Origin of the sequence: Oscillatoria sp. FACHB-1407 (assembly GCF_014697545.1) — a bacterium.
In the GTDB taxonomy this organism is placed as follows: Bacteria; Cyanobacteriota; Cyanobacteriia; order Elainellales; family Elainellaceae; genus FACHB-1407.
On record NZ_JACJSA010000023.1, the window covers coordinates 89,087 to 103,090 of the forward strand.

General features: G+C 49.3%; 15 protein-coding genes. 7 read left to right on the plus strand and 8 right to left on the minus strand.

The genetic code is table 11. From position 1 onward, the window contains the following. Positions 1–57 precede the first annotated feature (57 nt). The 6 genes from hetL to H6G89_RS28005 all read right to left on the minus strand — a co-directional run bounded on the left by hetL (position 58) and on the right by H6G89_RS28005 (position 5,565). Positions 58–771, minus strand: coding sequence for a heterocyst differentiation pentapeptide repeat protein HetL (hetL, locus tag H6G89_RS27980; protein WP_190512857.1), 714 nt, complete (start codon positions 769–771; stop codon positions 58–60). 213 nt (positions 772–984) lie between these two features. Further along, entirely contained in the window at positions 985–1,758 is a 774-nt protein-coding gene (locus H6G89_RS27985; RefSeq protein ID WP_190512859.1) for a tryptophan-rich sensory protein, read from the minus strand. 79 nt (positions 1,759–1,837) lie between these two features. Next, positions 1,838–2,785, minus strand: coding sequence for a cobalamin-binding protein (locus tag H6G89_RS27990; RefSeq protein WP_190512861.1), 948 nt, complete (start codon positions 2,783–2,785; stop codon positions 1,838–1,840). Continuing rightward, positions 2,785–3,945, minus strand: coding sequence for an App1 family protein (locus tag H6G89_RS27995; RefSeq protein ID WP_190512863.1), 1,161 nt, complete (start codon positions 3,943–3,945; stop codon positions 2,785–2,787). The genes H6G89_RS27990 and H6G89_RS27995 overlap by 1 nt, the downstream gene beginning before the upstream one ends. A gap of 277 nt (positions 3,946–4,222) precedes the next feature. Beyond that, positions 4,223–4,426, minus strand: coding sequence for a hypothetical protein (locus tag H6G89_RS28000; RefSeq protein ID WP_190512864.1), 204 nt, complete (start codon positions 4,424–4,426; stop codon positions 4,223–4,225). A gap of 539 nt (positions 4,427–4,965) precedes the next feature. Next, a complete protein-coding gene (locus tag H6G89_RS28005) occupies positions 4,966–5,565 on the minus strand; it encodes a hypothetical protein (RefSeq protein ID WP_190512866.1) in 600 nt (199 codons plus the stop codon). Positions 5,566–5,821: 256 nt separating this feature from the next. On the opposite strand from H6G89_RS28005, the gene mazG reads away from it, so the two are divergent. The 6 genes from mazG (at position 5,822) to H6G89_RS28035 (ending at position 11,332) form a co-directional block, all read left to right on the plus strand. Continuing rightward, positions 5,822–6,664 carry a nucleoside triphosphate pyrophosphohydrolase gene (gene mazG, locus H6G89_RS28010; protein ID WP_190512944.1) on the plus strand — a complete coding sequence of 281 codons (843 nt, stop codon included), beginning with the start codon at positions 5,822–5,824 and terminating at the stop codon, positions 6,662–6,664. Between the two features lie 57 nt (positions 6,665–6,721). Then, complete coding sequence (locus tag H6G89_RS28015) at positions 6,722–8,047, plus strand: glutamate-5-semialdehyde dehydrogenase (protein ID WP_190512868.1); 1,326 nt, start codon at positions 6,722–6,724, stop codon at positions 8,045–8,047. Positions 8,048–8,078: 31 nt separating this feature from the next. Next, positions 8,079–8,561: a hypothetical protein gene (locus H6G89_RS28020; protein ID WP_190512870.1), complete on the plus strand. Its 483-nt coding sequence runs from the start codon at positions 8,079–8,081 to the stop codon at positions 8,559–8,561. Positions 8,562–8,629: 68 nt separating this feature from the next. Further along, positions 8,630–9,025, plus strand: a complete 396-nt coding sequence (folB, locus tag H6G89_RS28025) for a dihydroneopterin aldolase (protein ID WP_190512872.1) — start codon at positions 8,630–8,632, stop codon at positions 9,023–9,025. 344 nt (positions 9,026–9,369) lie between these two features. Beyond that, positions 9,370–9,912: a carboxymuconolactone decarboxylase family protein gene (locus H6G89_RS28030; RefSeq protein ID WP_190512875.1), complete on the plus strand. Its 543-nt coding sequence runs from the start codon at positions 9,370–9,372 to the stop codon at positions 9,910–9,912. 43 nt (positions 9,913–9,955) lie between these two features. Continuing rightward, positions 9,956–11,332, plus strand: a complete 1,377-nt coding sequence (locus H6G89_RS28035) for a GAF domain-containing sensor histidine kinase (RefSeq protein ID WP_190512877.1) — start codon at positions 9,956–9,958, stop codon at positions 11,330–11,332. Here the strand turns inward: H6G89_RS28035 and H6G89_RS28040 are convergent. Next, positions 11,276–11,746 carry a phosphate-starvation-inducible PsiE family protein gene (locus H6G89_RS28040; protein WP_190512880.1) on the minus strand — a complete coding sequence of 157 codons (471 nt, stop codon included), beginning with the start codon at positions 11,744–11,746 and terminating at the stop codon, positions 11,276–11,278. The genes H6G89_RS28035 and H6G89_RS28040 overlap by 57 nt on opposite strands. A 69-nt stretch (positions 11,747–11,815) precedes the next feature. After that, the gene (locus tag H6G89_RS28045) at positions 11,816–12,769 is read right to left on the minus strand and encodes a hypothetical protein (protein ID WP_190512882.1); all 954 of its coding nucleotides are present in this window, start codon (positions 12,767–12,769) and stop codon (positions 11,816–11,818) included. 178 nt (positions 12,770–12,947) lie between these two features. Between H6G89_RS28045 and mnmA the strand changes: the two genes are divergently transcribed. Continuing rightward, entirely contained in the window at positions 12,948–14,000 is a 1,053-nt protein-coding gene (mnmA, locus tag H6G89_RS28050; protein ID WP_190512884.1) for a tRNA 2-thiouridine(34) synthase MnmA, read from the plus strand. Positions 14,001–14,004 lie beyond the last annotated feature (4 nt).

Genomic DNA, 14,004 nt, shown 5'->3' on the forward strand with positions numbered 1-14,004 from the left:
TAAATTTGAGGTTTTTGTGAGGTGCCGTCAGACTATGAGACTTGTAGCGATCGCCCTTCACTCATGAACTGAACCATCCGGCATGATAGCCCCTTGCAAGTCAACATCGGTCAGAATAGCTCCCGTCAAGTCAGCCCCTCGTAAATTCGTTTTTTGCAAGATCGCTCCAGTTAAATCGGCATAACTCAAGTCTGCCTTGCTCAGGTTTGCCTCTCGCAGATCCGTTGGCTTTAAGCCCTGTTGCAACGTGCGATTGAGATGAGCACGACACAACTTTGCCCCTGCTAAATTGGCTCGATAGAGCACCGCTCCACTCAAATTGGCGTAGGACAGATCGGCATCGATCAAGGTGGCATGTCCTAGATCGGTGACCTGATCGGAGGTGGGTCGCAAGTCGGTTTCAAACAAATTGGCACGATATAACCTGGCGTAAATGAGGTTAGCTCCACACAGACTGGCTTTACTAAAGTTGGCGTATTCTAAGTTGGCGTAGCTCAGTTTTGCGCCACTCAGATCGGCTTCCCGCAACACTGCCCGATAGAGATCGGCTTCACTCAAATCCGTTCCCCATAGGATCGCTTCACTCAAATCTGCTTCTCGAAAACTGGCTCGACTGAAGTCCGTTTTCCCTAACCGAGATTGCCGCAGATCTGCCTGATTCAGATTAATGCCATGGAGGTGAGCATTGTGCAAATCGGCTTCCTGTAATTTGATCTTTTGGAAGCTTCGTTCTCCATCAAGATAGTAATTCAAAATCTCTTCAACATTCATGCGCGATCGCCCCTGGATCATCCTATAACGGTCAACTCGAACTCATCGTAAGGATTAAAAGAAAGATTCAGTATTGCTGTTGTCGTAATCCATGTTCGCCTGTGGAGTTCTGAGGTGATTTGACTACGGTGATGTGTCTCGTGATTCAACAATCTATCACTTGTTATACAACGCTATGGTTTCTAAACAGTTGAAGTAATCATGTTATTTCTTCTAGGATTTATCAGTGAGTCGTTTAAGCGGTGGAATAAACAACAGCGCGATCGCCAATACAATTGCTGTAACTGCAATCAGAGGAATACTCAACTGTCGCACTGCGATCGCCACCAACGCCCACACAATCACCAACACATACGCCCAATCTTGATAACGAAACGCAATCACAGCCGCGATCGCCGCACTCACCCCAATCATAATGGCAGTCCACACCTCAGCCGATATTCCGCCTCCTGTCCAGCCCAGGCTATACAACGCAGTCGCCACGTTCACAACTGTTGCCACCGTGATCCACCCAAAATAAACACTCATGGGAATATACACCGACCACTGCTCTTGCCGCGATATTCGTTCATGTCTCGTTCTTAAGTGCAGATAAATCATGGCTAAGGGAATCAAAATACCCAACATTGCCACAACAGACAACACAAACTGACGACCCAAAAACAAAAAGACCCAAATAATTTGGGCAATACAGGCAGCGATAATCAGATAACTGGTGCGTTGCAACTTGATGTTGCGGTAATTTTCAGAGCGCAGTTGATAAACACCAAAGGCAATTAGCCCCGCATAAATGAGTCCCCAGATGACAAAGGCATAGTTTGCAGGAGTCACTTTTACATCGGCAAAGATAGTGTTGGAGATTTCACCAATATTGAGTCCGTTGAGCGGCGCAATGTTGGAGACAACATTCACTCCCAGCGTCCCAAGGATCGCGATGAGGGTGAGAATGGCACGGAGGCGATCGCTGTTAGAGGAGGCAGGTTGCATAGAAATAGGGAATGGGGAGTGAGGAATGGTAGAAGCGCGATTTATCGCGTCTGTCAGAAAAATGGGGAATGGGGATGAATTATTCGACAAACGGTTGCCATCCACTGCCGTTATGGTGTGGCTGAAACAGGTCTGGGTGCAGAATCTCTGCCAAGATTTCCAGGGAATCAACTAGACGCGGGCCGGGGCGATTAAAGTAGGCATTCCCATCGGTGAGATAAAGTTGCTGTTGTTGCACAGCCCGTAACTGTTGCCATTGGGGATGGGTGGCGATCGCCTGTTGCATTTCTTGCCGGGTTTTCGCCAGGTCAAATCCACAAGGCATCACAATAATCACGTCAGGATCTGCGACTAACAGCGCATCCCAGGAGATGTAGGGTGAGTGCTGCCCAACCGTCCCAAACAGGTCTTTGCCACCTGCCAGTTCCACCAGTTCAGGAATCCAGTTGCCACTTCCCATCAGGGGGTCAATCCACTCGATCGCTGCCACGGTGGGACGGTTAGACAGGTCTTGAGTCTTTTGCCGACAGGCATCAACTCGCGCTTTGAGGGGTGCGATCGCCGCAGACGAATCGACCTGTAACTCTGTAGCAACACGCTCAATGTCTGTCCAGACGTCACTTAACGTATGCGGTTGCAGCGAAATTACTTTTGGTCGGGGTTCGCTCAAGGTGGCAACGGCAGCTTCCACAAGGGAAAAGTTGACCGCGCAGACATCGCACTGGTCTTGAGTGACGATATGGGTAGGTTGGAGGTGTTGCAAAACATCTAGCTCAATGTCATAGATACTCAAAGTCGATTGCAATAAGGTTTTGACATCGGCATCAATGTCCCCACTGGGTTTGCCAGGGTTGAGGCGAGCAGAGGTGCAGATGGGACGACTTGCAATCTCAGGAGGATAGTCGCATTCATGGCTGCGTCCTACAATCGCTGGAGTTAGATTTAAGACAGCTAAAATCTCAGTTGCACTGGGCAACAACGATACGATTCTCAATGCATTGGGGGCTGAAGGATTTAACGGCGACATCAATGCTCCTGGGGTGCAGTGGATGGCATATCAGACAAGGCAGATGGGGAGATCCAGCCTTTCTCTGCCGCATGGGTTGCCGCCGTTACTGTATCAGAAAACAAGACCCATTCGCTGCCAGCCTGACGTACCGTTTCAGCGATCGCCTCCAATTCTCGTTGACGCTCACTCTTATCGGGTGTGACATCATGCAGATAAATCGCCAGAATTCGCCCCGGATAGCGTTGTACCATCTGGCTATAAATTTCAGCGTCCTTTTGTCCGGTGTCGCCAATTAAAATCCAGAACAGATCAGGAAACCGTTCAAAGATGGGAGTCATCTGCTCAATCTTGTGGCTCTCGTGTTCAAAGGTCAATAAGTTATCAAGCGATAATTCCGCATCCTTTAGCAAGATGGGAGCACTGGGCATGTGGTGAAATTCCATGAACTTGGTAAACAAGTCATACATGTTCCAGGCACTACTGGAGACATAAAAGATGGGGTTGCCTTCATTGCCGCTGTGACCTGCCTGCAACGCATGATAGAACGCTGGAACCCCCGGAAATGGCGTGCGGGTGTGCTCGTTTCCCAGATAGGCAATCCGGATCATCTTCATTAGATCGGTTGCGGCGGTTTGTACAATCGTGTCGTCGATGTCGCTGATCACCCCAAATTTGGCGCGATCGCTAACCACCAGCACTCCCGCTTCAGCGCAACAACTCTGTTGAAACTTTGGAAGATCGGGTTCCAATAGCTCCACATGCAGGGTTTCCCAGTGAGGCAGGGAAGGGGCTTCTGGCGTCAAGCGATCGCCCTGCAACGGAGGCTGCAATGAGATTTCCAGTTCAAAAAAGCCTTCCTGATTGGCTGTCACTTCCTGCTGAAAGTCGCCATACATCACCCGTAATCTGGCATAGGGCACTTCGTCTGTCTCAAAGCGGCGATACATATTCCGCAAATTTTGCCAGAGGGAGGCGTTTTCTTCCCGCAATTTGATTCCCTGGTCTTGCAGCACTCGACCTTTCAGATACAACAGGTCTGGTGTGCCATAACCATGGTAAGGAATGATGGTGATGGGGTCTTCTGTGCCGAGCTTCTCAGCAATTAGCTGTTTAAGGTGATCTAGCCCAGCATTAAGACGATTCGTCAAATTTGAGACAGCCCAAATCCAGTCTGTCATGACGTTCCTCCAGTGAACTGGATAACATCTTGATCGTAGAGAGCCAACTATGGGAAGGAAACACTCTAAGGGTAGAAATTTATACCCAATAAGATTGACGTAGCTCAGTCTGACCCATCTCGTTCCAAGGCTCTGCCTTGGCATGTTGTAGGGGAGGCTCTGCCTCCTGAACATCAGTGGCAGAGCCACTTGTAGGACATTCCCAGCTAGAAGCTGGGAACGCAAATTAAGAACGCAATTGTTGCATTTCAGAAGTTTTGTCAGGCAACCCGTTGAACTAAGAACGGACTAACCGCCATTGCATTTTTTCCATGGTGGCTTGCCGACCGTAGATGGTAATTCCCTCACCGCATTGAATCACTAACTGGTAGCCTTCGATCGCCGCAATGATGCCCTGGTCTTCAGGTTCAGGTCCTTCAATGCGATCGCCCACTTGCCAGCGTTCGATTAAGCTACATTGCTTCAAAGTAAAATGTGCCATTATTCAAAACCTCTTCCTGGAGAGTAAGCAGAAACCTTCTGCCCAACCAACAATGCAACGAAAGATCAACACAACCCTTACATCACTTCATTTACCAAAACACTTTTGAGAATGAAGAGTCGTTGAACTAGACACAAAATCTCAATTGAGAGTCTAGGGCTGGTGTAAATGAAGGTTAACTATCTTGCGACAGAAATAAATGAATGAGCGTAGAAGCAAGTTACAACTGAATTTATATAAGTGCAGATAAGGGATTCAGTAACTTGTGCTTGGCGTGGGTTGAGGGTTCAACATTTAAGTATTCCACCGCATTAGATCTTGATTTTACTTAAATTACAACACCAAAAACTTAACAAATAACAAACGCTGGCTGGAATTTGAATTTTGTCAAACTAAATTATTTCCCGGTTCTCATTCATCTCATTCAATAGCTTGATCCTATCGCGCTTTTGAATAAGCGACCCGCTTTTCTAAATCAATCTGTGAGGGAATCTCAAATAAAATGGAGGAGAGGCATACCACGCGCGCACTGTGTCCTGTTAATCCTTTCGCATTAAGTGTTGCAACAGCCATCCCGTTACTAACCCATAAATTGCCCAGGCTGAGCCATTCACGATCGCCCCAGTCACAATACCGCCTGCTGCGTTAGCAATCGGTTCACAACCCACGTAACAAACCGTGGCTCCGACCGCTCCTAGAAAGACTCCAGCGATCGCACTGCCCCAGATCCAGTGCTGACTGTGCATCAGCGATCGCCGCAGGACAAACCATTGAGCCAATCCAAGCACAAGAGTCGTGATGGGTTGATCGAGCACATTGAGCCAGAGCACCTCCCATCCGCCCAAACGAGTCAGAGCCGTTACCACAGGAAAAACCAAACCACTCAACCCTGTTTGCAAAAATACTCCGCCAATCCAACCAAAGGTACTGGCGACGACCCACCAACTCGCTTTAGAGACATAACGACGCACAATAAAATACTGCGCGATGCCAACGGCAACTCCCGATAGGATCAGAGTTGCGAAGAACTGCCAGCCTCCTGCTTCCAGGGCACCGACAATCGCCCCTGCCAGAGCAGTTGCTAGAGTCCATTGCCAGATGAGGTGAGAGTTGGTTGCGGTGTTATTGGATTGCAGCATAGGAAGGATGGGGAAGGGGGAATGGGGTGTGGGGTGTGGGTAGAGGCGCGATTTATCGCGTCAGGAAATAGGAAATGGGGTTTTGACACAAAATCCCATTCCCCATTTCCTTCTGAGTGTGAACTGTAATTGAACGCACTAAAGGCGATCGCATCCAGATTTTCAATTGGCAAGATCGATCAAGATGACTACACTGCTGATGGTGGTTCTTACCGTTTTTGCCGAAATTCTTGTCCAACCTTTTCCTGAAACTCCTATGTCAAATGCCGCTCAACCCAATGTCCAAACGCTAGCAGCCCTTCAACGGTTGATCGAGGTGGTGGCTCAGTTGCGATCGCCCGATGGAGGTTGTCCCTGGGATCTGGCGCAAACGCCGCAGACGCTGATCCCCTATGTGATTGAAGAGGCATACGAGGTAGTGGATGCAATTCGGCAGGGCAATTCAGAGGCGATCGCCGACGAGTTAGGCGATCTGCTGTTGCAGGTGGTTTTGCAGGCGCAAATTGCTAGCGAAACACAACAGTTTGACCTGACTGATATTGCCAATGGCATTACAGAAAAGTTGATACGTCGCCATCCGCATGTATTCGGCGATGTGCAAGTGCAAAGCGCAGAGGAAGTTCATCAAAACTGGGAGAAGATCAAAGCGGCAGAGGAGCAAGCTAAACCTGATCAAGCTGCGACTTCAGAAGCCAGTTTAGTACCGCGTTTGAGCCGCTATGCCCGCAGTTTGCCCCCGTTGATGGCAGGCATGAAAATTTCTCAAAAAGCGGCGGCGGCTGGATTTGAATGGGAAGACGTGGATGGCGTGTGGGCAAAGTTTCGGGAGGAACTGGAGGAATTTCACCAGGCATTGGCAAGCGAACCCAAGGAACACCAACAAGCTGAACTGGGAGATGTGTTGTTTACCCTCATCAACATTGCTCGCTGGTATGACCTCGACCCCGCAGAGGCGTTGCAGAGCACTAATCAGCGGTTTATCAATCGCCTCGCTCATGTCGAAGCTGTGGCAGATCGCCCACTGTCCACCTACTCCCTGGAAGAATTAGAGGAGTTGTGGCAATATGCGAAAGCTCAACTCCGTCAGGGGATCGGGTAAAATGAACTTTTTATTGAACTCCGCTCTAACCCCGTTGACTGGGTTAGTCACGTCCCTATGACAGCGTCCCAAGTTACCTCGACTTCTCTGACCCAACTGGCTCAACACACCCGTGAGGCAGCGCGATCGCTAGCCGTTCTGCCCACGGCTCGGCGGGATCAGGCAATTGAAGCGATCGCCCAGGCCCTCGACACCGCTGCGCCAGACATTGTGGCAGCGAACCAGGCAGATTGCGAAACTGCATTGGCAGAAGGGTTAGCGAAGGCATTGTATGGGCGATTGAAGCTAGATGCAGTGAAGTTGCAGGGGGCGATCGCCGGAGTGCGGGATGTGGCTCGGTTGCCCGACCCCATCGGTACAGTACAGATTCACCGAGAGTTAGACACCGGATTGGTGCTCAAGCGGGTAGCGTGCCCGCTGGGTGTGCTGGGAGTCATTTTTGAGGCGCGTCCCGATGCGGTGATGCAAATTGCGTCGCTGGCGATTAAATCGGGCAATGGCGTGATTTTGAAAGGTGGACGAGAGGCAGTGCGCTCCTGTCAGGCGATCGTGCAGGCAATTCACCAGGGATTAGAAGCGGTGGGGATCGATCCGGCAGTCGTGCAACTGCTGACCACTCGCGAGGAGACGATGGCATTGTTGCAACTCGATCAATACGTCGATCTGATCATTCCCCGTGGCTCCAATTCGTTTGTCCGGTTTGTTCAGGAAAACACTCGTATCCCTGTGCTGGGTCACGCCGACGGTATCTGTCACCTCTATGTAGATGAAACCGCTGATTTAGATAAGGCAGTGGCGATCGCGGTAGATGCCAAAACGCAATATCCCTCCGCCTGCAACACAATTGAAACCCTGCTGGTACATCGGGCGATCGCCCCTCAATACTTGCCACAAGTGGCATTCGCCCTACATCAGCGAGAGGTGCAGTTACGAGTGGATGCGATCGCCTCGGATTTACTGGCTCAAGCTCAACCTGATATTCCGTTACAAGCAGCAACGGAAGCCGATTGGAGCACAGAATATTCCGATCTGATTCTTTCGATTAAAGTCGTAGATTCCTTAGAAGCAGCGATCGCCCACATTAACACCTACGGCTCTCGCCACACCGAGGCGATCGTCACTGAGAGTCCTGAACAGGCGACGACTTTTATCAATCAAGTTGATGCAGCAGGCGTATTTCACAACTGCTCTACACGCTTTGCCGACGGCTTCCGCTATGGCTTTGGGGCAGAGGTTGGCATCAGCACTCAAAAAATGCCGCCGCGCGGTCCTGTCGGGCCAGAAGGACTGGTAACTTACAAATATCAACTAACTGGGGATGGACAGGTTGCCTCTACCTACACTGGAGCCAATGCCAAACCCTTTACTCACCGAGACTTGTAATTGATTTCCCCGCTTGAACAAGGAGACTGTCATGGTGCTACCCGGTGAGCCACCCGCTTGGCAATTTACAATGGCTGAAACCTATGTACCTCTAAGCTATGAGGACGAGGTGGTTGGCTTTTGTAAACCTGACTTTGCCGCTCGTATTGTCGATGCTCTCAACGACAACGAAAAACTCTATAAAGCCTTACGTCTGGCGTGTTACGACCTGGTCGGGCGATCGGGTGGAGGCGAAGTGCAACTCGATCTACTGATGGAGCAATATCTAACCAAAACGGCTTTCCCGACATCAGGTGTAGCTGCGATCGCCGTACTGTTGCGCGATCGCCAGGACGAGTTAGACGTCACCGACAAAGAGTTCATTCGCTTTTGTGACTCCTACCGCTTACCCAAGGAAAAATTACAGGCTATCTACGATGGGGAGGAGATCGACAGCGAAGATTTGGGCCCTCTCTCTCGTATTCTGGGGCGATCGGTCGATGATTTGATGCAGGTGTTAGAGGGCTCCGTGTGAGAGAGTTGCTTGCTGCCAGGTAATCCCCATCCCCCACTCCCAACTCACCTATTTCTCGTCTCCCCCTTATGGACACCATTCAACTAACTGGCATTCGCGCTTACGGCTACACTGGATATTTCCAGGAAGAACGGACGCTGGGGCAATGGTTTGAGGTCAATCTGACCCTGTGGATGGACTTATCCAAAGCAGGACAAAGCGATCGCCTTGAAGATACTTACAACTATTGCGATGCGGTTAAAGCAGCTCAGGAGTTGATCAAAACCTCAAAGTTTCTGTTAATTGAACGGTTGGTCGAAGCGATCGCGGAGGTGTTCTTGCAGGAGGAACAGGTGGAGCAGGTGCAAGTCAAATTGACCAAAGTTTCACCACCCATCCCCGATTTCACAGGACAAGTTTCAGTCGAAATTCTCCGCAGCAGAAACAGGGTTCTCTCATCCAATACCAGTTCTCTATCTCTTTAGAGAGAGGACGAACGGCAATACTGCGAAAGTACAATAAAAAGTTAAATCGACTGTAGCTGACGCTTACTTGACGCTTTTAACGCGTTAAATGAAGTGCATTTATTAAGCGATCGCTTTGTATGGTTTGTTGGTTCATACTAACACTCTAAAGCTTTGCAGACTCCTTTGTCGCCGTTCACTCCAGTCAGGTTCTAAAGCAACTTTAAGAAGGTCTGTGTGTTTCAATACCTTGCCCCATCATTTGTTTACAAGAGCTTAAAGCTTAAATAAAATTCAACACCGATTTAGGTTCGTGAGCTACACTATGGTTGCTATTGAAAAAACTTTATTAACCAGCGTTAAATATGTCTCATGTTCTGATAATTGAGCAACCCACGGCTGTTGATTCAACGGTAACCGCTGTTTATGAAGAAATTAAGTCAGAATTAGGGTTTGGCATGGTTCCAAACCTGTTTAAGTCAATGGCAAATAATCCTGGTTTCCTCAAAGGCAACTGGGAAACCTTTCGTGCCACGATCTTACAAGGACGACTTCCACGCACACTCAAAGAAATGATTGGAGTGGTGATTTCACAAGCGAATCAGAGCAATTACGCTTTAAAGGTTCATCTCCATGGTTTATCTGCATTGGGAATTAGTGAAGCCGTTCTGCAACTGCTGGTCGATGATTTTGAAAGTTGCCCATTACCGGAACGCCAAAAGGCGATCATTCAATTTGGTTTAAAGGCTGGTACCCAGCCAAAACTTTTAACGGCAAATGATTATCAAAGATTGCATGATTTAGGGTTGGATGAAGTTGAGATTTTCGAAATTATTGCAACCGCTAATTTGTTTACGTCTGTTAATCAATACACAGATGCGATCGCCTTAGATATTGATGCTTTGTAAGTTCATTTCTTGAATCTTTTTTAATATCTTTTCTATAAATGTTGTGAGCAGTTCCGATAAGTCTAATTATCTCCAATTAGAAACCCAAAATCGGCTTGAGCTGTTACGCGCAACTCGACGATTTTTAGCGGAATTGCAATCTCTCTCAACTCGTATTGCTACAGTTCAAGAAATTTCCACTGAGATTAATCGCTCACTCAATCTTGACCAAATTTTGCAGGTTGTGAGCCGACAAGCCAAATGGCTACTCGATTTTGACTATTGCAGCATCTGTTTGGGCAAAGCAGACGGTTCGCAACGGATGATTGCTTTATCTACCTCTTCTGAGCCGTTATCCGATTCAATCGATGCAGCCACTATTGAGCAGGCATTGCGCTCGCGGCAACCGCAACTACTCAAAGACCTGCCGATTGCAAACTCCTCATCCCATAATCCGTTGCGATCGCAACTCATCATCCCTCTGGAAAGTGAAGGGGAGATGCTAGGCACAATCAATTTCGCTCTCCATCAACCTCAGGGCTACACTCAGGAAGATATCCGCATTGCCTACTTGTTAGCCCTCCAATTAGCTGCCGCCATTCGCAATGCCAAACGCTTTGATGAGATGCATCGGCTGTACTCGGAGTTGCGACAGGCATACGCCGAATTGCGGCAACTAGAGGGCTTGCGGGATGAGTTAACTCACATGATTGTGCATGATTTGCGAAACCCGTTATCATCCATTCTGGTTGGATTAGAGATGATCGATGTGCTGCAAGACAATGCCGTTGAGCAGCAACGTTGGATTGAGATTGCTCAAAACGCGAGTGATTGCATGAATGGCATGATTGAAGACTTGTTGTATCTCAACAAGTTGGAAGCTGGCAAACTCAAACTCACGCTGCAACCCATCGATATAGCTCTGCTGATTCTAAATCGGGCGGAGAGTTATCGTGCTCAAGCAGAGACACAACGTAAAACCCTATTGCTGCGCCTGCCCCATGGATTGCCGACGATAATGGTCGATGCTAATTTAGTCAATCGCGTGATTGATAATCTGGTGAGCAATGCTCTTAAATATACTGAAGCAGGCGGTTTAATTGAGATTGGTGCTCAGCTTGAATCCGAGGGGTTGCAGGTCTACGTGCGAGATGATGGACACGGCGTTCCTGCTGAATATTGCGATCGCATTTTTGATAAATTTGTCCAGGTGACTGACCCAACCGGAGCCACTCTACGCAAGGGAATAGGACTGGGGTTGGCGTTTTGTCGCATGGCGATCGAGGCGCATGGGGGCAAGATCTGGGTAGAGTCGGTCACTCAGCGAGGTAGCACGTTTTCCTTCCGGTTGCCTCTAAGTCATGGCACCCCTGAACCGCCCAGTTTATTCGCTCCGCAACCGCCGATTGACGCGACGAATCACCCAATAACCAGCCGATAACGCCACCACTGCCAGGGCTAGGGCAGCGAGATCCAATGCTCCAGCTTTTTCAAAATCAAAGATAATAATCTTTCGAGCTACAGCCGTGAGTGAGGTCGCAATCACCAACTCGACTTGAATCTCATGCTTTTTTAAGTAAGCAGTAATATTCTCCAGGATCTCCAGCGCAACCAGGACGTTGAGAAACAACCCAAAGATTTCAATGAGTGTAGTGTTGAAGAATCCGTAGGGTTCAGTAAATAACTGGGATATTAAAACAATACACAAATCAACGATTGAAACGATTAACACCACCACCATCGCCACTGACAAAACCTTGGCAACAAAGGATTCAACTTTTTTGAGCGATTTGGTAAACGCTTCGTCACTCAAGGTAGAAGCCAACTGTTCAGAGAGGTTTCGGGGTCGTTCCATGGTAGGTTGCGATCGCTTCAATGACTGATTTGAGGAGCACCAGTGACATTTTAAGCGATTCCTGTACCCTTATCGTCTGTAATAGACTCTGGCGTCCATACCAAATGCTCGCAGGTAATCATTCCAACGCTCCGCAGCATTCCGGTTGACAAAAGGACCGACCAGCACATGCGGTCCTAACGGAGAGCGACGTTCTTCTACAACTTGGGCGATCGCAAATCCCTCTCCCAACCGCACTACCTGATCGTTAATGTCAGGTAGATCATCCGATTGACCAGGAATCACCACATAGTAAGACGAATCTGCGGCTGCCACCAAACGCGAGTCAGCGGTCGTCGAGCCATCAAAATTGGGCTGTTGCCCAAACACCACCTCACGCGCTGGAGTCGTTCGTACCGGAGTCAACTCTGGCAAAGGTTCCACCTCACGAGGAGCCGCATTTGCAAGAGCCATGGTTGGCTCTGCTGCAACCACTACGACATCGGCTCCAATGCCCTGTGTTGCCAGGGTTTGTATCTGACGTTCAGCACTACCAGGGTCAGCAAATACTCCCGCTTGAATTACTTGCCGTCCATCAAAGGTTTGCAAAAATGCACCTGATTCGACCTTCCGCACCTGCTCTAACAGCAGGGGACTGTTTCCATTCACCAATACCAAGTAACGTTGACTGGCATCACCGGGGCTAATCGAGGGGGTTGCCACAGCAGGAGAAGTCGCAGGCAAGGCAGGGAGGGTCGTTGATGGAGCAGGTACAATCAGAGGTGAGCCCGCCGGATACCCAGAGTTCGCCGGAAACTGGGCAGGAGGCAAAGCAGGCGATCCATCGACTCCAGCAGGGGGAGGCGGCAACCCATCAACAATTTGTTGTGCCAGCAGTTGTTCATCAGGGGAAAACTCTGCCCAGACAGGTGAAGCGGTTCCCGCCCAGGTTGCCAAAACCAGCATCACAGGGGAGAATCGAGCCACTGCCTGACGAAGTTTGAATGCTTCTCTGGAAGAAATTGCAACAGCGCGATTTGTCAATCGTAATTGGATGTAGTGGCAGATCATCGGTTTTTAACCCTACTGTGACGCTACTGATAGAGTCTATAGTACTCTCGACCTGGAAAATTGAAGCACATTTTGCCTGATTTTGTTGATATTTTTCTGTGAATGTTAGCCTAGAAATAATTCCTCATGATTTTTCTCACGTATTGGCAGCATGAACAAAGTCGTAGTCGGGTTATCGGGCGGCGTAGATAGCTCGGTAGCAGCCGCAACCCTGCACCGTCAGGGCTATGAAGTCGTCGGTCTAACCCTGTGGTTGATGAAGGGTAAGGGACAGTGCTGCTCAGAAGGCATGGTCGATGCGGCTCGCCTGTGCGAAGAATTAGAGATTCCGCATCACATCGTAGATAGCCGCGATGTCTTTGAGAAGTATATTGTGGACTATCTCGTCAGCGGCTATGGGGCTGGAATCACCCCCCTGCCCTGTTCGCAATGTAATAAAGCCGTTAAATTTGGTCCGATGTTGCGCTACGCTCAGGACGAATTGGGAATCGGTCGCATCGCCACGGGGCACTATGCCCGTATCACCCACGACCCCATGACAGAACGCTATCAACTGCGACGGGCAGTTGATCTGAGCAAAGACCAATCCTACTTTCTCTACGATTTGAACCAGGAAGTATTGGCTCACACTGTCTTTCCGTTGGGCAACCAAACCAAAACCGAGACACGGCAAATGGCAGCGGAGTTTGGGCTACACACAGCTGACAAACCCGAAAGCCAGGACTTGTGTTTGATCGAGGCACACGGTTCGATGAAATCGTTCCTCGATAAATACCTGGCTCCCCAACCGGGCGATATTGTCGATCAGTCAGGAAAAGTTTTGGGGCGACATGACGGCATTCACCACTACACCATCGGGCAGCGCAAGGGCATCGGCATTGCAGCAGCGCAACCATTGTATGTGATTGGCATTGATGCTGGCAGGAATCAGGTGATTGTGGGCGATCGCACAGAGGCTCAAAACCCAGATTGTACGGTGCAGCAGGTGAATTGGGTGTCGATCGCTCAACCCACTGCTCCCATCCATGCCGAAGTGCAAATCCGCTATCGCTCAACCGCTGTGGGCGCAACCATCATTCCTCTCGAAAATAATCGCGTCAAAGTCGTGTTTGACGAGCCGCAATTTAGCGTCACTCCCGGTCAGGCTGCCGTCTGGTATGACGGAGAGGTGTTGCTAGGTGGCGGCATCATTGAGAATTTGTGAGTAG